Below are 25,318 nucleotides of genomic sequence, written 5' to 3'. Positions count from 1 at the left end.
AGTACGATAACGACCCCATGCAGCATTACCCTTAAAGTAGTACTTCATGGAGCTCTGTCTCCAGTATTGAAAAGACCAAACAGAATACGTATCAGGTAGCATCGGCCACATGGCCTAAACTACATGAATGTTATCCACTAAAACTGGTACAGAATTTAATTTTCAAATTTCAGGAATGCTGAGTTCGTCGTTTCTTGAAGTTGAGCGATTTTTCAAAATGAAAGACCGCTCTCGTTTCAAGAGAGCGGTCTTTCATAATAAGCCTATTTTGTAGGCATCATTACGATTTGCGCTCTTAAGACGATTAACATATTCAGGTGTCGTAATTATACTCAAAGAGGTTTCATTGTCAACTACAAGCCTTTTGGGGGATACATTAATTATACGGCTATATAAAAAGCTATTTTGGGGGTCGTTTTTTTTATTTTCTGGGGATACCCTTCTTTCGTGGAATAGGCATAAAAATACACCCATTTTAAAGGGTGCATTTTGTTCAGACTGAAGCTTGAGGACTACTTTTTCCTTGAAACCATTTCCCATACACTTTCTATAGTCTTTGAAGCATGATCTCTTCCCCCAAGACCAAAGGCCAGCCCAAATGCTAGAGATAGTGCTGATACGATACCAATAAATAGAATTTGAATTAGACTTGGAGCAATATCCAACTCTACCAATGAAGCAAGGACTGCAAAAATTACTATTGCCCATTTAGACAATGCACCCAAAGCCTTTGATGAATTAAGGTGTCCAGCTGATGAAACAGCTACCACGAGCTTCTCAATAACCTCCCCGAAAATAAGGGAAACCAACATAATCAGAACGGCTATCAACACCTTTGGAAGATATCCGACCAAAACTGTTTGTATAAAGCCAGCAACAGCATCTAATCCCAGGACTTGTAATGCGGCCATAAAGAACAGAGCTATAACAAACCACTTGATTGCTCCCTCTACAAATCCAGCTGTATTTAATCTGATATTGCCTTTTTCAAGAATTTTCTCTAGTCCAATTTCCTTAAAAAATCTGTCCAATTTCAGCTTTCCAATAATCTTGCCTACAATCTTTCCAACAAAATCTGCAGCAATCCATCCAGCTGAAAAAATTAGTATTGCAACAAGGATGTTCAATAGAACATAAATAACGTTAGATGCAGTATTTACCCAAACATCTCTTACTGCGCTTCCCCAAGTTTGTAATTGAATCATATATATAAATTGTAAAAAATATAAATTCTTTCGAATTATTAATCAAATGTGATAAATAATTACATAATGAAAAATATTTATTTTAATAAAAGGGCGACAACCCTTACGTAATATTATACCACGAACAATAATTTAAATTGCAAATATATACAAAAAACAGACACTGGGATGTCTGTTTTTAAATATCATTCTTGAGCACCTCTATCTTTGGTTTTTTTACGAAACTATCTAAATAGATTCAGCTTATCCAAAACAACTTCATGAGGGTAGTCCAAAACATCTCTCACCAATCTGTCCCCTACTCCTAATCTATATTTCAAATCAACGCTATTAAGTACTGCAAAGCGGATTTCTTTTCCAACCTCAGCTTCAATATTGGACATAATAGATTCCGTAGATCCTTTCTTTGCATTGTCTGCGACAATTAAAATATCTAATCTGCTATCTGTTTGTTCCTTAAAAAGACCCGAGAGAACCACCAGTTTTAATTTACCAATTTTAGATAATTTTTTAAGGATCGATTGTGGAGTAATCAAACTTGTTTGAAGGAGTAGTCGTTGGAACTCGACAAGATAAGGAAACTTTTCATTTATAGACCAAACCACCTTTCCATTACTTCTATTTATTTTTTTAACTAAACCAACCTTAAGTAAAAATGTTAATTCCTTTCTAGCGCGAGTTGCCTCAACTTTTGTTCTTGCAAAAATTTCTGTTGGAAGAAATGCAGTAGTCTCATTAAACAAAAATAATCGCATAAGCTTAACTCTTGGAGCGCCACCGAAGATTTTTTCTAGATAATCCATGTATATACTGTAGCAAAGTACAGTATATAAGACAACAGTGCTAGCTGGCACCTTCTGATTTCAAAACAACATTATTTAACGGTGCAATTTTAAGGCAAACAAAAACACCCTCGGGGGTTACCTTTGGGTGTCTTTGTAAATCGTACTGTGTACTCCAGGCTTATTTAAGCTCTACAGTTCCACCAGCATCCTCGATTTGCTTCTTAAGAGCATCAGCATCTTCCTTCTTCATTCCAGCCTTGATTGTTGAAGGAGCAGCGTCAACTAGATCCTTTGCCTCTTTAAGACCAAGACCTAGAACTTCCTTAACTACCTTAATGATAGAAATCTTGTTTGCTCCGGCATCCTTAAGATTAACATCGAAAGATGTTTTCTCTTCAGCTGCTGGGCCTGCTGCAGGACCTGCTACAGAAACCGCTGCTGCAGATACTCCAAATCTCTTCTCTAGGAATTTAACAAGGTCATGCAGTTCTAGAACTGTCATTTTCTCTATTGATTCAACAAGGGCCTTGTAATGTGCAGGTACAGCAACCTCAGCTACTACTTCTGCTTTGTCTGACTTAGCCTCGGCCTTAACTTCAGCTACTGTCTCTACTGCTGTGTCAGCTACAACGTCAGTTGTAACGTCAGCAGGAGTTGTTGTGTTTAATTCATCCATATATTTATATTAATTATTTTTAATTTTAACTTTTCTAACTTATTTTGAATCTATCTTATCTGCTATAGCATTTAATGCGACAACAAAACCTTGAATTGGAGAGTTGATGACATTAAGGAACATAGACAATAGTCCGTCTCTTGAAGGAATTGAAGCGATTGACTCCATTTCTTCCTTTGACTTATATACTCCTTCAAATACACCTCCCATAATTGAGATTTTCTTATCCATTTTCTTTTGGAAAGCAAAGATTTCTCTAGCTGGTGCTAAAAGATCTGTACCATATACCAATGCTAATTCACCTTCAAGTGGAGGAAGTTCCCCTTTGATACCAGCGTCTGAAAGAGCTTTTTTAACAAGCGTTTTCTTTGCTACATAGTATCCAAGTTCATGTGAACGAAGTTCACGTCTTACCTCACCTGTTTGAGTAACTGGAAGTTTGTGAAAGTTCACAAAAACCATACTGTTTGATGAATCGATAATATCCTTAACCTTTGAAACTATTTCTTCTTTTTTTGCTCTTTGTATAGGCATATCAATGAACGCAATGCGTTTTATTTTGTAATTTGAAACTTAACCGTTCGACCGAATGACTTTGACTAAACACAAAAATCCAGTGCTTTTGGCTTATTGTTTGTACATTTAGTACTTTCAACAGGCTTTTTGCGCTGGACTTCAGGGTTAGGAGTGTTTGAAAAATGAGGTTTAATTTTGCGATTAAGCAAATCTACCCTTATTTCTCAACCTCTGCGCAGGGTTTATGATTTATAAGTTTATATTGATAAGCTTATAAATCACCTACGGTATCTGAAGTCTTAGGTGGATAGTACATTACTGTGTGTGAAAAATCAAGCAAAGACATCTCTATTCCAACACCAAAGCTCCAAAAATCAAGTTGACGCAGGTGTCGATTCTGGTATAATTTATCACAACACACGCGAGAGGTATCCTAAAAAGGGGTGCCTCTCTTAAATTATTAGATATGTTCTTCTGATATTTCTATACAATCTTTTAAATTAAGTATGTCTGTGAACTTATTTCCAACAAACCTCCTGATTTCCATTGATGTTCTTGACCCGCTAGCGAGTATGAAAATTTCTTTATTTTCAATATTTCTCAAATACTTTAATACAGACAAAAAGTCTCCATCACCCGACAAAATAACAATTCTTTCAAATTCGCTTTTGTGATGCATTAGATAAAATGTCATTTCAACGTCGCAATTTGCTTTCCGTTTTTTATTGCCGGCATCATCCGTATATATCTTTACAGGCTTTAGAAAAAGCTGATATCCAAATTTCTCTAATTTTTGATAAAAACGGACTTGTTTTAGATGATGATTAAGGCCTACAACGACTTTGTCTAGTGTGTCTTTCTTGTAACTATCAATACGTTCCAATAGATGTAATTTCAGAGCATTCAAATCTACTGTATCATTAATCATGTAATCAAATTTATAACCACTAATTTCTATTCCACCAAAATAATACACATTAGATGCGTCAAATCTAAATTTTAAATATTTTATTAATTTTTCATAATCAATACTCCATCCTAAAGTTTTTTTACCACCGTAAAATAGGTTTGAAGCATCTATATAAGCGTAGGTTATCATACTTATTTTATTTGTTATAGTTAGTTTGTTCGGGATTAAGTTTATTTATTTAGGTTGACCAGCACTTCATTTCTATAACCCCTCCCCCAACCCTTGAATTAACTCTGTGAACACTGAATATATTTCTGTGTATGCAAGAATCTCTTCTCTCATTTGCTTTTGCCTTTGAGTCAAAAACACAATCCTTTTGTTACCAGTAGAGAAATTATTAAGAGAATAAAAACCCTGTTCTTTATTGTATGTATTAATATAATTTGAAATCACACCCATATTTAATTCCAAGTTATTATAGAAAGGTTTAAGGATGTTTAGAGACTGCAAAATTCCCGCCTTCTGGTATTTTCTTTCAGCAACATCTAATTTATCTATGTATTTGGAGATTAGATACGTAGAAGTGGTTCCTATACTAATTGAGACTGTACTTGAACTTGAGCTCGCACCTGGACCTGTGTCTAATCCGAACGAAAGCAGTTTTGCTCTAGCCTCCGCAAAAAGGTCCTCCACAGTCTTTGAGCTTGTGGCAGTATCTGAATCCGTAGATGTACCTATGTTTATTTGAATTGGAACAATTGTTTTATCGGCTGTTCCATCAGCGTTATTATCTATAGAAATTGTTGTTGTAGAATAATCAATTTTAACGCCCGTTGATGGCGTCACAGAAATATTTGGATATATAATTTCCTTATTATCAATCTTAAGAACGATTTGTGCAGTTCCCACTCCCCCTCCCTGTCCATAAACATTTGCTTTAAAGAAACTATCCGCAGTACCTTCACAATTAGAATAGACACAGGAAACAACCGATACAAGCCCAGTCTTATTGTTATCAGAATATTTTGTTGAATTTATAATTCTATTCTGTAGACCTAGTTGTTCAAATGGTAAACTTTGCAAATCGCTAATATTTTTAAAATTAGTTTTCAGAACCAGCGGACCATATGCTTCTACAATCAAAATCTTGCTGTTCTTAAATCTTTGAGTGAAATCAGCGTCAGTTGCATCTTCTGCGATTTTTGAAATTCCAGAAAGTATAGATGAATTACCATAACTTCCAAGTATCGGACCTGGCTTAGATAATAACCCAGAAACATACGATACGTACGGATTTTGCAATTGCCCAAAAGAATTCACCATCTCAGATTCCTTTTTTGATCTACTTAAAATAGCATGCAGAATATCCTTAACACCTGATGACCTAAAAATATCCTTATGAGATATCGCATCCTCCCTAAAAAATAGTGGAGCAGTTTTTTTGACTTCATTTTCTTTGCCAATATCCACCGCAAAAACAGATCCCGTTCTTGATGCAAAATTATGTGCAATCACAACACCATCACCCATTAGAGAATATTTTCTTGTAAAATCAGGAAGGTTATTTCCGATTGGTGCACAAAAGAAAAAACCTCTACACTTTGGTTTAACATAGGTCATTCCGGAGAGAGTTGGAATTCCAACACCAACAATAGAATAAGTCTTTGAAGACAAGCCTGAGGAATAATTATCAATTAAATCATGTTCCGACCCTGCCGTATCAAAAATAGCAGCATTCATGCCATCAGTAGATGCAATTTTCATATTTTTAAGAAAATCTGCCACCCTAGGAAATGAGTCGTATTTTGTTAATCCAAGTTTAAAATGATTGGCTGTCCAGGTATCTAAATTAATTATATTTTGTTGATCATATATACCGTCTGCATGAGTAAAATAGGCCGGGGATGGCAATAGAAGGTGTGCTGAGGGCATGTTCTTAGCAAGTGACACCGCAGTTGATTTACTTAGTATAAGCCCACCCAAGAGGTCTTCATTGTCGCCATAAAATATTGCAGGTATTGATTGAGGGGTACCATATTCAGGCACAGCAACCAATACCACAGACTCAATTTTATCGTCTAATCCTTCCTTTTCTAATTCCTCAACTAAAGCCTTTGCCAAAAGCCCGCCATAGCTATGGGCAACAATTATTATCTTCCCTGATGTAGACTTTTTTGCCATTTCCTTAATCTTATCTTTCAACATTAGAGTATATGAATCCGTTTTAATTCCACCAGAGAGAATATTTGAAGGTAGGAACCTCCAATCATATGCAAGTGTTTGAAAATCAGATATATTTCCATCAGTTTTTTCTTTAGATAGCACATCAATCACACTTTGATATATATCTAAAGACCCCAAAGGTCCAAGAAAGTTTGTCTTTGTAATTATATCCATTGTATAAATATTGGAATTAACAGACTTTCCAACGGAGTTTAAAAACAGAGATTCAACGTCCTTATTTCTATTTGGTTCCCATAATTGATTTTCCATTCCCAGTAATCCTTTTTTATATAATCTACTGGCTTGAATTCCGGGGATAAAGAGAACGCTTGAACAACATAAAGAATCTCTGAATGGCGCGGAAGCAAAAGGTGTTGACGTTACAGTACCTTTGAAATCATGTATTGCATTTTGATTTGCGATTACCCTTATGTAATCTGCTGTGGAGTATCCATTAGGATCCAAGCTTGATAAATCAGCGGGCTTTGGACCTGTAGCACTTCCCCACCAATTATTACTAACATCAACGCCTGTACTAAAATTTATTACTGCATCTCCATTACCGGTAAGATTATTTTTATTTACTTTAAAGTTACCCGTTCCATAGAAACTAAAACCCATAAAGCATGGTCCGATATCTGAGTCTGACACATTTACAGTAGTACCTCCAAAGCCTGTAATACATGTTCCAGAGCTCGATGATAATATATTTATTTGAGTTGCTGAGACCGCAGACTTTTGAAAATTTAATGTACTCAACGATGAAACATTAAATACTTTGTCTACCACTGAATTGTTTATCTTTGTATCAAAAACATTCATTGTTACTCCGTTGTATAAGCCAGCAAAAGTCTGCCCTACAAAGCCATTAATGTTTGATTTATATATTACTGTTCTACTTCCCCCACCTGCATAAAAAACACCATAATTAAAGGCTCTAATATTATTAACATTTACCTCAAATAAATTAAGCTTAGAACCCGTATATGAGCCAAAAATAGTTCTTTTAATGTCATTATAAACACCATTTTGAGCACCAGTGTTTTGCACACCACTAATATCTACTTTTCTAGCATTCAAGATAGCTCCACCATTTAATGCAAAAACATGATTATAGCCTGAACCAGATATTTCTATTTTAGTATTTAATATATTTGAGGATTTATATACAGATGAGGCAAAAACTCCGTCAGCAAGAGCAAGAAGTATTGTTCCTCCTGAAGAATTATTTACCCCTGCAAGAAAATCTATAGGTCTTGCTTGAGATGATGACTGCGGTTGAGGAAGGATAAAGTCACTGACAGATGAACCAATATTCAAAACCGCACCATTGTTTATAACAAAACCTCCATTATCAATTATTAATATTCTAGCCCCATTTTCTATACTAAGTGATGAACTTGATGTGATTGTAAGTTGAGATGAAATTTTATAATCATAATCCGCTGACCAAAACTCATTACCAGTTATTGGCACTGCTCCATCAATTATTTTAACAGGCTTTAAAGCTAATACTTCCACCTCAGCCGAGGCCTCTACCCTATTTCCGCCCATGACAATTCTGATAATTACTAAACACAATAAAATTAGAAAAACTAATTTAACCATAACACTATATTTTTTATTCATACCCCCTAGTATGAACAAGAGACATGAGTTTTCTATAAAGAAATTCTAAAGATTTGCCGAAGAAATAAACACAATAAAACCAACTAAAAGTATTGAAAGAAATCCGACTATTAATTGAAAAGAAGTTTTATCAAACATTATTTAAATTATAGCATAAAAATACTGCTGGTTTTGGCTAGCAATATTCTAATCAAAATTCATATTTGATGTCAACTAGAATCATTAGCATTTTTGCCATCTTCATTCAGGCTTTAAAATCAATATTTGAAAGCATTATGCAAGTAACAACAGCGTACCCTAGAATATAAACAATTGTAAAAGCTGGAAGGCATCCAAGCAAAAAATTACCTATATTATACCAGGCAATATCAGACCAAATTGCTATAGGCTTTAGGTATTCCAGTACCGATTCAGAAAATCTTTCAAGACCTACCATGTAGAACCTTAACAATATCACTAGTGAAAATAGCAGCTATTTCATAGTTTCTAATGGTTGAGGTGAATCAAACTAAAATACCTATGTCGTATTAATTACATACTCATAAAACTAATAAAAATTTTAAAAAACCGAACAAAACAAAAAACACCCCTTTCGGGGTGTTTTTTGTTACTAACTTAGATTAACTAAGCGTATCTCCAACCAAACCTAGGCTTGATTAAATAACGTTTGTTCTCCAGTTTGTTAGGCCATCCATGAAGTTTTGAACTGTTCCATTAACCTTGATTCCTGATAATCCTAGAGAGAATGTACTTGATCCTGGGTTAGTTACAACAAATGTGTAAGTAACTGGAACTTGTATTGTTTGTCCTCTTGCGATTATGAATCCATTAGTTTCATCAGTTGTACCTGTTGGCTTACTGTAGTTAACTGCTAGACTGTAGTCTGTAGTTGTTGCAATACCTCCAACGTAAGTTCTAACTGATGTAGAAGCTGTTCCAAATGCAGCAGCTGTTCCTGAAGCTGCAAGACCGATATGTAGGTCTGTTCCAACAGCAGTAACATTCAACAAGTATTGTGCTGTATATGTCATTTGTGTTGTTGTTGCTCCTCCGGCTGTTGTATTAACCTTTGTCAATGTAGGAGCTGAAGCTAATGCAAATGCAGGTCCGTTTCCGGCTACAGTTTGTGTAAAGCTAATTGCACTACCGAATACTCTAGCATTTACACCTTGTGTACTATCAGCAACTGAACCATCTTGAGAATTCAAGAATGTTGTAGCTGATGAAGTATCAAGAGTAGCTGTGACAGCAAGTGTACCAGCTGTAACCCCTGAAACATCAACCTTAACTGTATAAGGAACTGTTGTATTCAATGGGATTGAAGCTCCAGCTGTTCCATTAATTATGTTACTGAATGTAGCAGATGCTGATGTACCACTTGTATAAACGATTGAAGCTGATTGAACCATTGTTGCTCCTTGGTATAGGTAAGCAACACTTGCTCTAGCTGTTGCAGGTGTAACTGAAGATGTAGCAACTGCAAAGTTTACCTTTAGATTACGAATATGCAATGTGTCATTTTGAGCATTAACTGCAAAAGTAAGAACTGGAAGTCCTAGGTATTGACCATTTGTTGTGTCAGTAACTGGAACTAGGTTTGTTTGTGCGGATGATGGATCTGTAGAAACATTTGCTTGTGCGTTATCAGTCAAACTTGAATTAATTGTGATTGATCCGTTTATACTGTTGTCAGGACCGTATTGTACGATTCCAGCACCATCAACTCCACGAACTCCATTAAGACCAACTGAGATTGTTTGTGTTGTTGGCAATGTTAGAGAAGTTGCACCATAAAGGTCTGCTGCAATTGTTATATCTTTGTAAGTGTTCTTTGCAACAATTACATTGAAGCCTGTTGCGTTAACAACATAACTTGAACCATTTTGTACAACTGTTGTTGAATTCAATGGGATAGTAGCAAGTACAGTTGAACCATTCATAACATATAGAGCTGAGTATACCTTATTGTATACCTTTGTATCAGTTCCTAGATTAAGAGTAATTCTTTGGATTGCTATATCAGAGTTTTGAGCTTGAGCTCTAACTGCTAATATAGGAACCATCTTCTGTCCGATGTTTGCAACTGATGTTGTAATAGGTCCAGAAGTTACAGAAAGGATTCCTTCAACTCCAGGAGTTGTGATTCCAGTTGTAGCAGCTGTTGCTGTTGTTCCTGTTGCTGTTGCTCCTGTTGAAACAACTGCTCCTTCAGCATTCAATGCCAAACGAGTAGCTGGACCAACTTGTCCAACTGTAGCAATACCCTTTGAAGCTTGGTATGCCTTTACAGCTGACACTGTTAATGCACCAAAGTATCCCTTAGCAACACCTGCAGGCATTGTAAGTAGAGACTTTGATTCTAGAAGAGTTTGAAGTGCAACTACCTCAGCACCTGATGAACCCTTCTTAAGAGTCTTTGTAAATGTGTCTGATGCAGCTGATGCTGTAATAGCAAAAGCAAATGCAAGAGCCAACATTAATATTGTTGAGAATCTTTTCATATGAATTTTTATAAAATTTATTAAAGATATTTTCATCCACTTAACTTTTAAAATTATTAATGTGTGGAATAGAATATCCTCGGGTTTTTAATACTAACTATGTGAACCCGTAGAGAAACTTAATTTTACAGCTTCTTATTGCTATTAAATTAAGCGCCTTTATGGGTTCACATTTGTTGACTGTATACAGTCAACGGAATAACAGGAATTTTGTGATCACTTAATTACACATAATAAATGCATAATCAAGAGATCACGTTTACTTCCCCATCTCAATTTCCTTTTTATGCAATGTTAACGGTTTAATCCATCAATAATAGATAAAACGGGTCGACTTGAGATAAGGTGGAAGCACATAACTAGTTGGGGTTCTGAGTACTGAATTGGCAGATAATTGGCAGAATTACTGTTTATGAGGAACTATCTATTTAATTGTCAAAGTTCCAGGTATTTCAATTATAGCTTTTAGAGCCTTATTTTACAACAAAATGTCATAAAAAGGCCTAAAACTCAACCTGTACACATAATGACGGTGTACAGTGCATAATATTACAGAAAAACAGGCCTTTAGTCAACAGTTATCAAATGTAGTCAAATTCTATTTGGGCTTTTTAATTAAAGACTTTTTGTACTTTGAGGTGTCTTTTATTTGTCCTTTTTGTGTGATAAAAGACATCTCATAGAGGGCAGCAAAAGACTAAGCTAAAATATATTTACTCCATCTTCTTTCACCTATCTTTTTAAGGACACCGTCATAGATTAATGTATTCAACTCTCTTTGTATTGTCTTCTCACTACAATCCCTTATGTTGTCAGAAATGTCCTTAATAGACGATTCCCCTATTTCCTTGATTATACCAAGTATTATTTGTTGTCTTTCATTCTTTTGCATTACAGACTTAACTGGAGCGGGACCAATACTATTTATATTGGCGGGACTAATACTATTTATGTTGAGCGACTCTACGCTATGGTTTAAGACGTCAGTGTTATTCACTTCGGTATTATTATTTAATATTTCTTTTTTCTCACTCTTAACGTGTGAAACAAGGATCTCCGTTTTTGAAACAAAACTAGATGACTTTTCTTCATCTTCATTAGTTTCCATATTTTGAGTGGAATGGTCACTTGTTGAAGAATTGGTGCTTACCCCAGACTTTTCATCTACATGATAAAAGGACTTATTAAATTGTTTAGATGAATCATCATCCTTACCTCCCAGCAATTCTTCATTAAGGACAAAACCCTGACCTGTAGTATTTGGCCTTTCTCTGGTTTCAATTACTGAAATGAAATTCATAATTTCGTTCTCCAGCACGTTGTGGTTTGGCCCAGATGTCATTCCCAAGTTAGATGCTATTTTAGATAAAGATGTAACCTCAAGGCAAAGTCTACTAATGTCATTTAATATATTTCTTCTCAATGGAGACGATGCGTTTATCAAGGACAAAGACACCTTAAGTAGCTCAGCACCAGCTTTTCTCATATTGTCCTTTATTGAATCCTCAGATGGAAAGAAGTCTGTTATTAGATATATAGCCATGCAAAGCCTTTCTGATTTCTTGTATACAAAATTAAAATATGGGTCAGAATTAAAGAAGCTCAATGAGCCCAATTCCACTATTTTTTCCAAACCGTTGTCTGATAGATTATTCATAGTCTTTTTTATGTCTTTAATACCTGTACCCAATTTTGTCCTTGATAGATTTGCCTAAAAAGTCAAAACCGAATGGCAAGTTCAGAGACATTATATATAAGTCATACCCAATGACAAGTCCCCTTGTATAAGACAATGTGTTGCAATTTGCTTTCATTTTTAACCTGAGATAATACGTGTTAAAATAACGAGATATGGCAAATAGAGATAAGAAAAAAATCAAAAAAGAAATTAAGACTCGTACCCCAAGATTATCCACAGTTGAGGAAGAAGTTGCTGAACCAATGTTCAAAGCAAGTACTATACAAAGTGTTTGGGGAATAGCTATGTTTGTATTAGCAATATTCTTCTTCTTCGCATCATTCAATAAAGGAGGGGCAGCTGGCAATACTATATATAGTATGTTTTCAAAACTCCTTGGTCTTGGATACTATCTAATACCAATTACATTCATTCTCCTTTCAATCGCCTTCTTTGGTGAGAAAAACAAGAAATTCTATTTATCAAAATCACTAGGGGCATTAATGTTCCTACTATCATCTTTAGGGGTGATTAGTTTGATAAACCTAGAGAGTGGAGGTTATGTTGGTAAGGGTGTAGCAAAACCACTTATTGCCCTTTTTGACTACCCTACTAGTTATGTGATAACTATCGCTCTTTCCATAATTTCCGTACTTATAATTTACGATTCGTCACTTAAGAAGGAACACATTATGTTCTGGAGACTATTCAATAAAAAAGTGGAAGAAGGCGACGAGGAGGCTGAAGAAAACGCTAAGGATGGAACAATCAAAGGAACAGAAGATGAAAAGATTTCAAAGTCTATTAAAGATGCAGAAGCTAGTGCAAACGCAGCTCAAGGTAAGGGTTTAATAGATGCTGTTTCTTCAAAATTTGGAAATAAAGATGGTGGAAAAAATGGAGAGGATTCAGATAATGGAAAATCCCTGAACAGAACTAAAGGCACAGAGGTGGATGGAAAATCTATCAAGGAAGATGAATCAATTGAACTTAAAGCAAAGAGCACATGGAGTGGTAAAACTTTTGTTCCTCCCCCACTTTCAATATTGGAGCAAGATAAAGGAAAGCCTGGCGTTGGAGACATCAAAGCGAATGCAAATATTATTAAAAGAACTTTACAAAATTTTGGTATCGACGTAGAAATGGATGAGGTTTCAATCGGACCCTCTGTTACTAGATACGCACTTAAGCCAGCAGAAGGTGTGAAGCTTTCAAAAATTCTTGGTCTTCAAAATAACCTATCGCTAGCATTAGCTGCACACCCTATTAGAATAGAAGCTCCTATTCCAGGAAAGTCACTTGTTGGAATTGAAATTCCAAACACTATCAAAACTACAGTTGGACTGGGATCACTTTTGGGGCAAGAAGAATATCAAAAATCAGAAAAGCCATTACTTGTTGCACTTGGAAAAGGCATCTCTGGAAAGTCGTATTTTACAAACTTAGCAAAGGCTCCTCACATGCTTATCGCTGGAGCAACTGGATCTGGAAAGTCTGTTACGATTCACGCAGTCATTGCTTCCCTTCTATACAAGAACTCTGCTGACAACCTTAAGTTCATCATGATTGACCCAAAGAGAGTTGAGCTAACAATGTATAACAAAATACCTCACCTTCTGACTCCTGTTATTACTGATGCGAAGAAAGCAATACTTTCCCTTAAATGGGCAGCAAAAGAGATGGAAAGAAGATATAACGTACTTGAGAAGTTTGGAATTAGAGATATTGACTCATACCACAAAAACATACTGAAGCCATTACTTGATAAGAGAAAGAGCGATGGTTTTACAAAGGAAGAAGAGGCACCTGAGACAATGCCTTACATTGTGATTATTCTCGATGAATTAGCTGATATTATGCAGGCATATCCAAGAGAGTTGGAATCAGGAATTGTTAAACTAGCTCAAATGTCACGTGCTGTAGGTATTCACCTTATTATCTCAACACAGCGTCCTTCTGTTAATGTTATTACAGGTCTTATCAAAGCCAACGTTCCTGCTCGTATTGCACTTCAAGTGGCTTCTCAGATTGACTCAAGAACCATTCTGGATATGAGAGGAGCTGAGGAGTTGTTAGGTGCTGGAGATATGCTCTTCCTTTCTGGTGAAACACCTACTCCTATTAGAATTCAATGTGCCTATGTTACAGAAAATGAAACAAAGAAACTGGTTAAATACTTGGTAGACTCAATGGATTCCCTACCACAAGAGATATCATTTAATGGCGAGCAAGGCGCATCTGTTACACCCGATGCTGTATTTAGTTCATCTTTTGGAGGATCTGACGATGAAGATGAGGATGATTTGTATGAGGAAGCAAAGGAATTAGTAATTGAAGCTGGAAAAGCATCCACATCATATCTTCAGAGAAAATTACGAGTTGGCTACGCCAGAGCAGCTCGCCTGATGGACATTCTTGAAGACAAGGGTGTTGTTGGGCCTGCCGATGGAGCAAGACCAAGAGAAATATTGACATACAGTGGAGCAGGACAGCAAAATAGCGGGTCTAATTCTGGTAATGATATTCTTAATGGAAACAATGGTAATAATACAGGTAATAACGATAGCGATATTAATGTGTCTGAATATAACACTTCAAGTAATAATTCTGATATAATAGAAAATAAGGTCGAGGAAGATTAATTATTACATTAAATATTTGGGATTTCTTTAGGAATTCTTTATAGAAACTTTAAACAAACATTATATGATAGGAACGCGCAAAAACATTAAGGAAGGTAAAACAATAATTAGAAATGTTCTTATTGTCCTTGCTGTTTGCGTTATAGGAAGTTACGCAGGTTTTCAATCAAAAAAAATAATTAGTGGTCCTCAAATCACAATACAAAGTCCAAGCACAACTAGTGCCAACAATAGCGCTGTAGACGTCAAAGGTATAGTTAAAAACGTTTCAGTAATTATGTTGAATGACAGACTAATACCAATAGATGAGTTCGGCCAATTTAAAGAAAAAGTACTTCTCTACCCTGGATACAATGTCATTAAACTAGAAGCAAAAGACAAGTTTGGATCCCATGTAACAAAGGAGCTTCAAGTAGTTTATACGGATGGTAAAATAGATACTGAAACAAAGGATGGTACAACAACGGACGTGAAGTAAGACTGCGTGTAGACAGGATGAAAATTAATATAAATAATTCAATAAATTTTTTAATGCTATGGTAAACAAAAAAATAGTTCCGGAAAAGAAAGCTGATGACAAAAAAGTAGCTGGTAAAAAACCTGAGGAAGTGAAGGTAAAGAAAGCTGATAAGGAGGAGGTGAAGAAAAAAACTACAGCAGCTGATGTAAAGCAAGCTGTTGCAACAGATGATGAAAATAATGAGGAGGCGGAAAAGGACGAAGAAAAGTCTGACTCCCCTTCCCTTTCTTCATTACTATCATCTGGCTCAGGTTCATCTTTTGGTTCAAAGAAAAAAGCAAGCAAGGATAGAGATTTAAATTCTTCTATCAAAGATACTATTGCTCAAATTAAAACTAAGTTTGGCGATGACGCAATTATGCGCCTTGGAGAAAAACCAAGAGTTGATGTTAATGCAATTTCAACAGGATCAATTGGGTTGGATGCTGCGCTTGGCGTAGGAGGACTTCCTAGAGGAAGAATCATAGAAATCTTTGGGCCAGAATCGTCAGGAAAGACTACTCTTTCACTTCATGTTATTGCAGAAGCTCAAAAGAAAGATGGTATTTGTGCTTTCATTGATGCAGAACATGCAATGGACCCAGAGTATGCAAAAAGACTTGGTGTTCAAATTGATGAACTTTTAATATCACAACCAGACACCGGAGAGCAGGCATTGGAGATTGTTGAGAGTCTTGTGAGATCAGGAAAGCTCGACGTTATTGTTATTGACTCTGTTGCAGCTCTTACTCCAAAAGATGAAATTGAAGGAGATATGGGTGCATCTCATATGGGTAAACAAGCAAGACTTATGTCACAGGCACTTAGAAAACTAACAGCCATTGTTGCAAGAAGTAAAACAATTGTTATCTTTATTAATCAGATTAGAATGCAAATTGGAGTTATGTTTGGTAATCCAGAGACAACACCAGGTGGAAAGGCATTGAAGTTCTATACTTCTGTTAGATTAGATATTAGAAGAATTGCTCAGATTAAAAAAGGCGAAGAAATAATGGGAGGACGTGTTCGTGTTAAGGTTGTAAAGAACAAGGTTGCTGCACCTTTTAGACAGACAGAATTTGATCTTATGTACAATGAAGGAATTTCAAGAGAGGGTGAGCTTATTGCACTTGGTGAGAAACTAAAAATAATTACAAAGAGTGGAACAAGTTACGCTTATGGCGATGAAAAACTAGGACGTGGATATGATGCTACTCGTCAGTTCTTAAAATCTAACTCAAAAATTAGTAATGAAATTTTGAAGAAGATTAGAGACCATTTGAAGGAGCTTTAGGAGTAACATTGTGATACCGAACCTAGACTAGCCAGTCTGTGCAATGTAAGTATTCTAAATATAAAAAGCGTCATTAATTTGGCGCTTTTTTTATTAATCACCTACTCAAATGAACTTCTTGTGTAAATAATAATTTTAGAAACATTACGCAAAGTAAAGTTTGACAAGCAAAAATTATTTGATAAACTTTAGTTACAAATGGATTATTCCGACCGTCCGCGCTGTAAAAAGGCGCGGATAAAAAATTAGTTTTTTATGATTCCGATTACTGCGTCTTGTACGATTGTAAAATCTGCCCTTGATATATAGCCTATCTTTTTAAGCAACCTTTTTGTATCTAAAGTTCTAACCTGAGAAATCATTACGGACCGCACAGAGTCCAAAAGCCTGACCTTTATATAATAAATGCTCTCTTTCTCTTTAGTACTCATGGGTATACCCCAAAATATATTATTATTAAACTTCTTAAACACTAAGACAGGGCGGCAAAAATCATCCCCTTTTCCGTTCTCTTCATCACCTATATTCTCACCTAGAGCACACCAATATACTTCCATTACTTTAATTTGAGATTTTCTTTCTTTTTCATCGATATTAATCTTTGCATGAATCCATTCTGTGAATTTTTTAAACATCAAAGTATATTAACAAGCCAGCACTGTTATTTCTTGAAAGAAAAGTTAAAGAAAATCCGAAGATAAAATATATTTACCAGTCGCCCATACACCACATAACGCTTGTAGAACCAGCAAAATTTGACAAGCAAAAATTATTTGATAAACTATAAGTACAAATGGGTTATCCCGTACGCCCGAGCTCCAAAAGAGCTCGGGCTTAACGTTTATTTTTTATAATATCCATTATAGAATTTTGTATTTTTATAAAATCACCTTCAGATAGATATCCTATTTTTGTATCGAGTCTTTTAGTATCCAAAATCCTCAACTGGGAAAGCATTACTGACTGCTCCATGTCTCTTAGTTTTACTTTTAAATAGTAAATGTTTACCTTGTTTTTCGTACTCATTGGTATTCCCCAAAAAATACGGTTGTTAAATTTTTTAAATATTAGTACAGGCCTACGAAACACCGTGCCTTTACCATTTTCTTCATCACCAATATTTTCTCCTAGGGAACACCAGTAGACCTCTCTTTCTTTAATAACCGTTTCGGCCCTTTCTTTTGAGTCAATTCTTTTCTTACTATGCATCCAATCTATAAATTTTTTGAACATCTCTAAATACTATCAGAACAACTCTTCAGTTTTCATAAAGAATTTATAAAGAAATACAATATTTTTAGATATCTCTGAGGTCTATTCACGTACAGATATGGCATAGACATCCCCTCTTTAATAGTCTACAATGGCCATATTATGTACGATTATAATGAAATTACAGTTAGGAAGTTTATCGTTTTCGAGGGTGAGCCTTATGAAGTTATGAGTTCTCATATTTTCAGAAAGCAAATGAGAAAGCCAGTTAACGATACTAAGTTAAGAAATTTATTAAACGGAAGAATTGTCGAGCACTCTTTTGGTGCTACTGACAAGGTTCACACAGCTGAGATCGATACAAAAAAAATCAAGTTTCTATATGCAAATAAAGGAGAATGGTGGTTTTGTGAAGAGAACAATCCAGCAGCTCGTTTTAAGATTGATGAAAGTGTCCTTGGAAACAGTGGAAAATTCTTAAAGCCAAACTCAATTGTTGAAGCCTCAATCTTTAATGAACACATCTTTAATGTAAAGCTACCTATAAAGGTTGAGCTACTAGTTAAGGAAGCTCCTCCTGTACTTCGTGGAGATTCATCAAAAAGTGGAAACAAGCTAGTGGTTCTTGAGACAGGGGCTGGACTAAACGTACCAATGTTCGTTGTTGAAGGAGATACGGTTAGAATCAACACTGAAACAGGAGAATACGTAGAGCGCGTTAAATAGGGTTCAAAAAGTCGGTCGAAGGATCGGAGGTGTGAACAAACACACAGTTAGTCCAAACAAAACAAAAGCCGCAATCCATAATGGATTGCGGCTTTTGTCTTGTCTCCAACATCACCTTGCGCATAGCCCTATTTGGGCTTATTCAGCCTATTGAGCGATGAATGGCAATATAGCCATGTATCTTGCTCTCTTGACTGCTAACGCTAGTTTACGTTGACTTTTAGCACTAACACCAGTTTTCTTTCTTGAAAGAAGTCTAGCGTGAGGATTAAGAAACTTCTTTAGAAGCTCTGTATCTTTATAGTCAACATGCTTGATGTTGTTTTGTGAGAAATAACAATGTTTTGTCATATTTTTAATTTAATTATCCTTTAAGTAACCGGATTAGAATGGGATATCTTCAGGATTTATTTCCTCCTCTGGATATTCTATTGAATCTAATTGATTTAGTGCGTTACCAGTATCATCAGCCTTCTTTGCAAATGCAGATGGGGCCTTTGCCTCTGATCCCCCGTTTCCAAAAGATCCAGTACTTCCAGCATCTCCTGCTCTTGATCCAAATTGAATATTGTCAGCGATAACTTCTGTTCTGTACAGCTTTTTACCATCTGCTCCATCCCATGAACGAGTTTGCATTCTGCCTTCTACAAGGACACTACTTCCCTTCTTTAAGTACTGAGCTGATGTTTCTGCTTGGCGGCCGAATACCACAATATTGTGATAATCTGCAGCTTCTTGCTTTGAACCATCTTTATCTTTCCAAACTCTATTTGTTGCAACAGAGAAAGATGTAACACTCATTCCTGATGGCAAAGCCTTAAGCTCTGGATCACGAGTAAGATTTCCGATAACAAACGCTTTGTTTAAATACATAGTGATTTATATAATACTTATTAGTTTGATTAATACGTCACCCCGTAAGTGATCCTTCTGGACCGCTTATTCAGTTGCGATATCACCTACCTTCTCAGTATCAATAACTTCTTCTGCAACAGCTTCAGCAATAGCTTCATTTGATGTTGCATCACTAGCTTCTACAGCTGTGGCAACTTCCTCTGAAATTACGCTTTCTGCAACCTCATCAGCGGCCTTAACAGCTCTTGATGAATCTGCCTTAATTTCTGCAACTGCTCCAAGAAATGTATTTTCTTTTACAGTCTTAATCAATAGAAATCTGAGCATTGTGGCAAAAGCCTTTATCTCTTTTTCTAACGCAATTACCTCTTCTGGATTAATTTCAAATTTAACCCATCCAAAATATGATGCTAAATGATTTTTCTTCTGACCCTTATTTGTCGTGCTTATTGGATACGCAAGGTTTTTAAATTTAGGCATTTCTTCTGCGATAAATTGTCCTCCGCGCTTCTCAATAAGTGACTTAAGGTGCGAGAACTGTACAGCGACCTCATCCTCCGCAATTGTAGGGATGAAGTGAAAACCGAGTTCATATACTCTGTTTTCAAGCTGTTGGTCCTCTTGTATAAGTTCAACTTTTTTTGCCATGCCAGAAGATTAACACAAAAGGCCAGGATGAGCAACGGTCTGGGGTCGAATACCTATAATTTAGGTTTTTAACCAAAATCTACCTCCCAACTTCAAATCTAGCTAAAAAACATCTCTTTTACGTTCTTTTCTATTTGCTCTCGTGCTTCTTCTGTTGAAATTCCCTTAATTTCAGCAATTTTTTGAACTACCAACTTAACATGAACAGGTTCTGCCCTTTTACCCCTGAAAGGTATCGGTGCTACATAAGGACAGTCTGTCTCAGAAAGAATCTTATTTAGAGGAATTCCCTTGATTATTTCCTCGTAATTTTTAGCAAACGTTATGACACCCGTGAATGATATCGTGAATCCGTAACTAATGAATGCCAATGCTTGTTCTAATGAACCAGCAAAGAAGTGTGCATCCCCTCGTAACCTTACACTAGGGAGGGTTGTATATTCATAAAGAATTCCTAAAGTTTTGCCGTAGCTTTCCCTTGAATGTAGCATTAAAGGTTTGTCTAACTCTAGTGAAATATCAATTTGCCCCCTAAAAACCCTCTCCTGAACTGATTTTATTTTTTTCACATCAACTTCTCCAGCTTCATTTAAAACATCCTTGTTATACTCCTCCATTTTAAAGAAATCTAAACCGCATTCCCCTATTCCAATAACTTTAGGATTCCTAGCTATCTCTTTTAGTTCTGCCAATGTGCTTTCTATCAAACCTCCCTTTTCAAGATTCATAACCTCGTGCGGGTGAATGCCAACTATGGCATAAACGCCTTCTTCATATTTTTCAGCTATTAAAACAGCCTGTTTAGAAGATTCTATATCAGTCCCCACATTAACAACATACACACTTTCATCTAACGACCTCGTAATAACCTCGTCTCTGTCATTATCAAATTCTGACGAGTTTACATGTGCGTGAATATCTATATATTGAAATTCCATGTTTTAGAAATTAGTCTTTTCTTAGAAACAAAGGTGCTTCTGGCATTTTATGATTCACTATACAATCAACAATAACTTCTGAGGTCTTTGGCATTATGATAGATAGTTTATAGGCTCCGGCCAATAATTGCTCCTGTAAATATATTAAATCTTTTTTGGCTGCCTCCGGATCTATTTTAAACTTCTTAAAAGGTGCTTCTTTTTGAATAAATTGATCTAGTTTTGTAAATTCATCGAAAATATCTTGAACATACAGGTCTAATCTAAAGGCCTCAATATTTTTATCTTCCCTACCATTCAAAATATCCACAGATTCACGAACTGCCATTATTTCATCCTCACTAAGCTTTGCTTCATAAGAAGTTGCCATCTTCATCATTCTGGAAACCAAATTACCAATACCATTTGCTAGGTGAGCATTATAAATTTCTTTAAATTTACTTACTGTAAAAGGTGAGTCTTCAAAAGGCTGTAACTCTTTTGTTACAAAAAACCTCAAAGCATCTGCGCTAAATTCTGAGCAAATGTCTGATGGGTTTATAACATTACCTAACGATTTAGACATCTTCACTCCACCCTCTCCAGTTATCCAACCGTTTATTATAATTTTATGGGTTGTAGGCAAGCCAGCAGCTAAAAGCATTGATTGCCATGTAATAGACTGGAATCTGGTATTGTCTTTTCCACAATATTGAACAGGTGTTCCATTAACCCAGTATTTATTAAAATCTCCCAACTCATCGCCCTCATTTTCAGGCCATCCTAATGTTGAGATATAATTTGTAAGAGCATCAAACCAAACATACATAACTTGATTCTCATCCCCTGGCACGTCTATTCCCCAAGGCATTTTTGATTTCAATCTTGAAATACTAAAATCCTCAAGGCCTCTTTTAACAAAACCTCTCATTTCATTTAATCTAGTTTCTGGTACCACAATTTCTGGATTAGACTCAAAAAGCGTAAATAGATCATCTTGAAGAGCGGAAAGCTTGAAGAAATAATTCTCTTCATCGATCAATTCAATTTGACGATTAGGATGCAATGGGCATTTTCCTTCCTCTAACTCTGAATCAGTCTTATTCTCCTCACAACCTACACAGTACTTTGTTTGATAGTTTTTCTTATAGATATAACCATTTTCAAACACTCTATTCCAAAGGGCTTGAGCACTTTTTTTATGATGCTCATCCGTTGTTCTTATAAAATGAATATCCTCGGAAATATCCAATTCCGTTAAAATATTTCTATACTTTGCTGACACTTCATCCAAATAGTCCATTATATCTACCACTTTTTCTTTTGCAGCTTCGTAAAGCTTAAGACCATGTTCATCTGTTCCTGTATTAAAAAATACATCATAGCCTAGGGCTTTTTTGTACCTAGCGATAACATCAGCTCTAATAATTTCTAATGCAAATCCTATATGTGGATCACCATTAACATAAGGTAATGTTGTGGTGATGTAAAAAGTTTTTTTATTCTGTGTCATCGGTTTATTCTTAATCTTTATTCCCTGCTAACTCAATCTTTTCTATTGATACTGTCTCTATTCTTTTACTAAAGCATCTTTCTTGCGTCTTTCTACATCATCTATGTATTCCATGAGCGCAACAGATACAGGCACAGCAAGAAGTGCACCTACAATTCCAGCGAGCTCAGCCCCCGCAACAAGTGAGATAATAACCAAAAGTGGTGGAACACCAATTAATTTTTTAACAACTAATGGATATACAACATGAGCCTCTAATTGTTGCACAACAAAATATAAGCCTAGTATGAAAAGTCCAACACCAATACCACCATCTAGTACCCCCAGGAAGAAAGCTGGAATTGCAGAAATTGTCATTCCAATTACGGGGATTAATTCAAATACCCCAGCAACCAAAGCAAGAAGTAGCGGGTGCTTAACACCAATTATAAGTAGACCTATGTATATAAATATAAACACGACTAACCCAAGAGCGAGTTGCCCTTGCATCCATCGTGCAATTTTGTTCTCCGCACGTTGCCACAAACCTCTTACGTATCTTTCATATTCAGGCGGAGTAACGATGGATAGGAACTCCCCCACACCGTCTTCTCTAACTGACAAGTAGAATGCAATAACCATCATAAGTACAGCACTAATGATTCCTCCGAAGAATCCAGCAACTGTATCAAACATTCCTCCCGAGAAGGTAGAGATAGTGTCTGTTATGTTTGAGATTATATCTCCTACTGAAATAGTGCTTGGTATATCAGGGAATAGAAGTTTTGTTCCACTATATGCACTTCTGTTTATTGGTGTAAATATATCTATTGTCTTTACATATTTTGGAACACTACTTATAGCTGAGACCATTTCTCCCAAAAGAGGCGGTATAACAAAAGTAAACATCCCAGCAACAGCCCCAATAATCAATGCATACACAAGTATTGCAGAAAGCACTCTTGGTATGTTTCTTTTAACAAACCACTTAACAGCAGGTTCTATAACTGAAGCAATAACAACTCCAGTAAGGATGACCAAACCAAGCCCTCTTAGAAGATAAAGAAAATAAATACCAAGCAAAAAAGCAGCTATCTTAAATAGAGTTTTAAAGCTTATTTTTATATTTAACGAATTACTTTTATCAGGCACATCTACAGAATACCACTAGATTAACTCTACTGCAAAGTATCTTTAATAACATCCATTATTTGCTCCATTGAAAGCCTGTCCTGTAAGGCTGAATCTCTATATCTTAGAGTCACTTTTTGATCCTTTTCTAAGGTATCAAAATCAACAGTTATACAATAAGGAGTTCCTATTTCGTCTTGTCTTCTGTATCTCTTTCCAATATTTCCATTATCATCAAACATTATTCTTCCAGGAAAAGCTTTTCTTAATGTACTATAAATTTCTCTTGCCTTTTCAACTAATTGAGGCTTATTCTTCAAGAGTGGAAAGACAGCAATTAACACAGGGGAGATTTTAGGAGAAATCTTCATATAAACCCTTTTTTCTTCACCCACAATATCTTCTGAATATGCATCTGTTAGCACAGCAAGAACAGTTCTGTCTACTCCAAGCGATGGCTCAATACAGTGTGGAAAAAAACGTTCTTTTGTTTCCTCATCGAAAAAAGAAAGATCTACCTTTGAAGCATTTGTGTGACTCTTAAGGTCAAAATCAGTTCTGTAAGCTAGACCGTACAGCTCTTTCCTTCCCATTGGGAAATCAAACTCAAAGTCTATTGTTCTTTTTGAATAGTGAGCAAGGTCTTCAGGCGCAATTTCCAGCTCATGAACTTTTGCAGGATTCAGACCAACATCTGAGGCAAAGGCATGCATTTCTTTTCTAAAAAGCTCAAAGGAAACCTCCCAGGCAACAGGATAAACAAAATACTCTATTTCCATTTGCTCAAACTCACGAGTTCTAAATATAAAATCTCTTGGTGCAATCTCATTTCTGAATGCCTTACCAATTTGTGCCATTCCAAAAGGAAGCTTTGGATGAAATGAGTCTATAATATTTTTGAAGTTTACAAACATTCCTTGTGCTGTTTCAGGACGTAAGTATGAAACTGAATCTTCATCTTGATTTGCCCCAACGTGAGTAGTGAACATCATTCTAAATTGTCTAACTTCTCCAAGAGGATTGCCTTCTGGGCTTTTAATCCCCTTCTCCTTAATTAGATTATTCATGTCTTCAATAGACATACCTTTAATACTAAGGCCCGCTTCCTCAAGCAATGAGTCAGCTCTGTATCTTTTATTTGTCTTTAGGTCATCAACAAGTGGGTCAAAGAATCCAGCAACGTGACCGCTCGCCTTCCAAACATTTTGATTCATTAAAATGGCAGCGTCAACTCCATACATATCTTCTCTATCTAGCACAAAACGCTTCCACCAAAGAGCTTTGATGTTGTTTTTAAGAGCTAGGCCCAAATGGCCATAATCCCATGTACCAGCAAGACCTCCATATATCTCAGAACCTTGGTATATAAATCCACGTCTTTTAGCTAAAGCAATTATTTCTTCCATAGCAATATAGTACCAGTTTTTTCACATTAATCAAAAATGATACCGACTACTTAATTAATACAATATTTATGTGTTAATATATATACATGAAGCCGACATCTTGTTTTAAAATAAGAAAAGCGGGAGGATTCACTCTTATCGAGTTATTGGTTGTTATTTCAATAATTGCTCTTCTTTCAAGCGTTGTGCTTGTATCTGTAAGTAAGGCTAGACAGCGAGCTCAAGCTATAACTTTTGTTGAAAATCTTAAAAATTTAATTACGCTCAAGAAATATATTATACAAAAAATGGCCACTATTTAGACGTAGACCCGTATAGTGAAGTAGACCTCGCTTTGGGCGAAAATGAGATTGACTTTTTTAATGATCTAGTT

Annotated in this window: 21 protein-coding genes and 1 pseudogene; 5 read left to right on the top strand and 17 right to left on the bottom strand. The window is 35.9% G+C overall.

Features of this window, described 5'->3' with window-relative positions:
- Nucleotides 1–512: 512 nt before the first annotated feature.
- From WCQ00_01430 to WCQ00_01395, 8 genes and pseudogenes are all read right to left on the bottom strand, one after another.
- The gene (locus WCQ00_01430; GenBank protein MEI6042210.1) at nucleotides 513–1,205 is read right to left on the bottom strand and encodes a hypothetical protein; all 693 of its coding nucleotides are present in this window, start codon (nucleotides 1,203–1,205) and stop codon (nucleotides 513–515) included.
- Nucleotides 1,206–1,429: 224 nt separating this feature from the next.
- Complete coding sequence (locus tag WCQ00_01425; protein MEI6042209.1) at nucleotides 1,430–2,008, bottom strand: hypothetical protein; 579 nt, start codon at nucleotides 2,006–2,008, stop codon at nucleotides 1,430–1,432.
- A gap of 160 nt (nucleotides 2,009–2,168) precedes the next feature.
- Nucleotides 2,169–2,513: pseudogene (rplL, locus tag WCQ00_01420) on the bottom strand (50S ribosomal protein L7/L12).
- 192 nt (nucleotides 2,514–2,705) lie between these two features.
- On the bottom strand, nucleotides 2,706–3,200 hold the full coding sequence (gene rplJ, locus WCQ00_01415) for a 50S ribosomal protein L10 (protein ID MEI6042208.1): 495 nt from the start codon (nucleotides 3,198–3,200) through the stop codon (nucleotides 2,706–2,708).
- A 442-nt stretch (nucleotides 3,201–3,642) separates the two neighbouring features.
- Complete coding sequence (locus WCQ00_01410) at nucleotides 3,643–4,281, bottom strand: NYN domain-containing protein (protein MEI6042207.1); 639 nt, start codon at nucleotides 4,279–4,281, stop codon at nucleotides 3,643–3,645.
- Nucleotides 4,282–4,353: 72 nt separating this feature from the next.
- Nucleotides 4,354–7,944 (bottom strand): hypothetical protein, encoded by a 3,591-nt coding sequence (locus tag WCQ00_01405; protein MEI6042206.1) that lies wholly within the window; start codon nucleotides 7,942–7,944, stop codon nucleotides 4,354–4,356.
- A gap of 656 nt (nucleotides 7,945–8,600) precedes the next feature.
- Entirely contained in the window at nucleotides 8,601–10,445 is a 1,845-nt protein-coding gene (locus WCQ00_01400) for a peptidoglycan-binding domain-containing protein (protein MEI6042205.1), read from the bottom strand.
- A 697-nt stretch (nucleotides 10,446–11,142) separates the two neighbouring features.
- On the bottom strand, nucleotides 11,143–12,102 hold the full coding sequence (locus tag WCQ00_01395) for a hypothetical protein (GenBank protein ID MEI6042204.1): 960 nt from the start codon (nucleotides 12,100–12,102) through the stop codon (nucleotides 11,143–11,145).
- A 194-nt stretch (nucleotides 12,103–12,296) separates the two neighbouring features.
- Between WCQ00_01395 and WCQ00_01390 the strand changes: the two genes are divergently transcribed.
- From WCQ00_01390 to recA, 3 genes are all read left to right on the top strand, one after another.
- Nucleotides 12,297–14,765 (top strand): DNA translocase FtsK 4TM domain-containing protein, encoded by a 2,469-nt coding sequence (locus WCQ00_01390; protein MEI6042203.1) that lies wholly within the window; start codon nucleotides 12,297–12,299, stop codon nucleotides 14,763–14,765.
- A 64-nt stretch (nucleotides 14,766–14,829) separates the two neighbouring features.
- Nucleotides 14,830–15,243, top strand: coding sequence for a hypothetical protein (locus tag WCQ00_01385; GenBank protein ID MEI6042202.1), 414 nt, complete (start codon nucleotides 14,830–14,832; stop codon nucleotides 15,241–15,243).
- A gap of 349 nt (nucleotides 15,244–15,592) precedes the next feature.
- Nucleotides 15,593–16,558 (top strand): recombinase RecA, encoded by a 966-nt coding sequence (recA, locus tag WCQ00_01380; GenBank protein ID MEI6042201.1) that lies wholly within the window; start codon nucleotides 15,593–15,595, stop codon nucleotides 16,556–16,558.
- Between the two features lie 245 nt (nucleotides 16,559–16,803).
- Here the strand turns inward: recA and WCQ00_01375 are convergent, their stop codons facing one another.
- Together WCQ00_01375 and WCQ00_01370 are read right to left on the bottom strand one after the other, a co-directional pair.
- Entirely contained in the window at nucleotides 16,804–17,193 is a 390-nt protein-coding gene (locus WCQ00_01375) for a type II toxin-antitoxin system PemK/MazF family toxin (protein ID MEI6042200.1), read from the bottom strand.
- Between the two features lie 199 nt (nucleotides 17,194–17,392).
- Nucleotides 17,393–17,791: a type II toxin-antitoxin system PemK/MazF family toxin gene (locus tag WCQ00_01370; GenBank protein ID MEI6042199.1), complete on the bottom strand. Its 399-nt coding sequence runs from the start codon at nucleotides 17,789–17,791 to the stop codon at nucleotides 17,393–17,395.
- A 141-nt stretch (nucleotides 17,792–17,932) separates the two neighbouring features.
- Here WCQ00_01370 and WCQ00_01365 point away from each other — a divergent pair, with 141 nt between their 5' ends.
- On the top strand, nucleotides 17,933–18,496 hold the full coding sequence (locus WCQ00_01365) for a hypothetical protein (GenBank protein ID MEI6042198.1): 564 nt from the start codon (nucleotides 17,933–17,935) through the stop codon (nucleotides 18,494–18,496).
- A gap of 147 nt (nucleotides 18,497–18,643) precedes the next feature.
- On the opposite strand, the gene rpsR is transcribed toward WCQ00_01365, so the two are convergent.
- The 7 genes from rpsR to WCQ00_01330 all read right to left on the bottom strand — a co-directional run bounded on the left by rpsR (nucleotide 18,644) and on the right by WCQ00_01330 (nucleotide 24,945).
- Entirely contained in the window at nucleotides 18,644–18,847 is a 204-nt protein-coding gene (rpsR, locus tag WCQ00_01360) for a 30S ribosomal protein S18 (GenBank protein ID MEI6042197.1), read from the bottom strand.
- 33 nt (nucleotides 18,848–18,880) lie between these two features.
- Complete coding sequence (locus tag WCQ00_01355; protein ID MEI6042196.1) at nucleotides 18,881–19,369, bottom strand: single-stranded DNA-binding protein; 489 nt, start codon at nucleotides 19,367–19,369, stop codon at nucleotides 18,881–18,883.
- A gap of 66 nt (nucleotides 19,370–19,435) precedes the next feature.
- Nucleotides 19,436–19,999: a 30S ribosomal protein S6 gene (locus tag WCQ00_01350; protein ID MEI6042195.1), complete on the bottom strand. Its 564-nt coding sequence runs from the start codon at nucleotides 19,997–19,999 to the stop codon at nucleotides 19,436–19,438.
- Nucleotides 20,000–20,097: 98 nt separating this feature from the next.
- The gene (locus tag WCQ00_01345; GenBank protein MEI6042194.1) at nucleotides 20,098–20,937 is read right to left on the bottom strand and encodes a TatD family hydrolase; all 840 of its coding nucleotides are present in this window, start codon (nucleotides 20,935–20,937) and stop codon (nucleotides 20,098–20,100) included.
- A gap of 10 nt (nucleotides 20,938–20,947) precedes the next feature.
- Nucleotides 20,948–22,429 carry a methionine--tRNA ligase gene (metG, locus tag WCQ00_01340; GenBank protein MEI6042193.1) on the bottom strand — a complete coding sequence of 494 codons (1,482 nt, stop codon included), beginning with the start codon at nucleotides 22,427–22,429 and terminating at the stop codon, nucleotides 20,948–20,950.
- Between the two features lie 57 nt (nucleotides 22,430–22,486).
- Nucleotides 22,487–23,560 (bottom strand): AI-2E family transporter, encoded by a 1,074-nt coding sequence (locus tag WCQ00_01335; protein ID MEI6042192.1) that lies wholly within the window; start codon nucleotides 23,558–23,560, stop codon nucleotides 22,487–22,489.
- A gap of 26 nt (nucleotides 23,561–23,586) precedes the next feature.
- Complete coding sequence (locus WCQ00_01330) at nucleotides 23,587–24,945, bottom strand: glycine--tRNA ligase (protein MEI6042191.1); 1,359 nt, start codon at nucleotides 24,943–24,945, stop codon at nucleotides 23,587–23,589.
- Between the two features lie 86 nt (nucleotides 24,946–25,031).
- Between WCQ00_01330 and WCQ00_01325 the strand changes: the two genes are divergently transcribed.
- Entirely contained in the window at nucleotides 25,032–25,247 is a 216-nt protein-coding gene (locus WCQ00_01325; GenBank protein MEI6042190.1) for a type II secretion system protein, read from the top strand.
- Nucleotides 25,248–25,318 lie beyond the last annotated feature (71 nt).

The organism is bacterium (genome assembly GCA_037127815.1).
Taxonomy (GTDB): Bacteria; Patescibacteriota; Minisyncoccia; order Phycocordibacterales; family CAIZLB01; genus CAIJKW01.
The sequence above is the reverse complement of the archived record's forward strand: the minus strand, read 5'-3'. Positions and strand labels throughout refer to the sequence as shown.

What these genes read in the sequence shown, in the direction of transcription:
- WCQ00_01400 (MEI6042205.1), bottom strand. Translation starts at nt 10,445, where the DNA reads ATGAAAAGATTCTCAACAATATTAATGTTGGCTCTTGCATTTGCTTTT.
- rplJ (MEI6042208.1), bottom strand. Translation starts at nt 3,200, where the DNA reads ATGCCTATACAAAGAGCAAAAAAAGAAGAAATAGTTTCAAAGGTTAAG.
- rpsR (MEI6042197.1), bottom strand. Translation starts at nt 18,847, where the DNA reads ATGACAAAACATTGTTATTTCTCACAAAACAACATCAAGCATGTTGAC.
- WCQ00_01395 (MEI6042204.1), bottom strand. Translation starts at nt 12,102, where the DNA reads ATGAATAATCTATCAGACAACGGTTTGGAAAAAATAGTGGAATTGGGC.
- WCQ00_01375 (MEI6042200.1), bottom strand. Translation starts at nt 17,193, where the DNA reads ATGTTTAAAAAATTCACAGAATGGATTCATGCAAAGATTAATATCGAT.
- WCQ00_01325 (MEI6042190.1), top strand. Translation starts at nt 25,032, where the DNA reads ATGAAGCCGACATCTTGTTTTAAAATAAGAAAAGCGGGAGGATTCACT.
- WCQ00_01330 (MEI6042191.1), bottom strand. Translation starts at nt 24,945, where the DNA reads ATGGAAGAAATAATTGCTTTAGCTAAAAGACGTGGATTTATATACCAA.
- WCQ00_01405 (MEI6042206.1), bottom strand. Translation starts at nt 7,944, where the DNA reads ATGAATAAAAAATATAGTGTTATGGTTAAATTAGTTTTTCTAATTTTA.
- WCQ00_01350 (MEI6042195.1), bottom strand. Translation starts at nt 19,999, where the DNA reads ATGGCAAAAAAAGTTGAACTTATACAAGAGGACCAACAGCTTGAAAAC.
- WCQ00_01345 (MEI6042194.1), bottom strand. Translation starts at nt 20,937, where the DNA reads ATGGAATTTCAATATATAGATATTCACGCACATGTAAACTCGTCAGAA.
- WCQ00_01425 (MEI6042209.1), bottom strand. Translation starts at nt 2,008, where the DNA reads ATGGATTATCTAGAAAAAATCTTCGGTGGCGCTCCAAGAGTTAAGCTT.
- WCQ00_01355 (MEI6042196.1), bottom strand. Translation starts at nt 19,369, where the DNA reads ATGTATTTAAACAAAGCGTTTGTTATCGGAAATCTTACTCGTGATCCA.
- metG (MEI6042193.1), bottom strand. Translation starts at nt 22,429, where the DNA reads ATGACACAGAATAAAAAAACTTTTTACATCACCACAACATTACCTTAT.
- WCQ00_01410 (MEI6042207.1), bottom strand. Translation starts at nt 4,281, where the DNA reads ATGATAACCTACGCTTATATAGATGCTTCAAACCTATTTTACGGTGGT.
- WCQ00_01385 (MEI6042202.1), top strand. Translation starts at nt 14,830, where the DNA reads ATGATAGGAACGCGCAAAAACATTAAGGAAGGTAAAACAATAATTAGA.
- WCQ00_01370 (MEI6042199.1), bottom strand. Translation starts at nt 17,791, where the DNA reads ATGTTCAAAAAATTTATAGATTGGATGCATAGTAAGAAAAGAATTGAC.
- WCQ00_01365 (MEI6042198.1), top strand. Translation starts at nt 17,933, where the DNA reads ATGTACGATTATAATGAAATTACAGTTAGGAAGTTTATCGTTTTCGAG.
- WCQ00_01390 (MEI6042203.1), top strand. Translation starts at nt 12,297, where the DNA reads ATGGCAAATAGAGATAAGAAAAAAATCAAAAAAGAAATTAAGACTCGT.
- WCQ00_01430 (MEI6042210.1), bottom strand. Translation starts at nt 1,205, where the DNA reads ATGATTCAATTACAAACTTGGGGAAGCGCAGTAAGAGATGTTTGGGTA.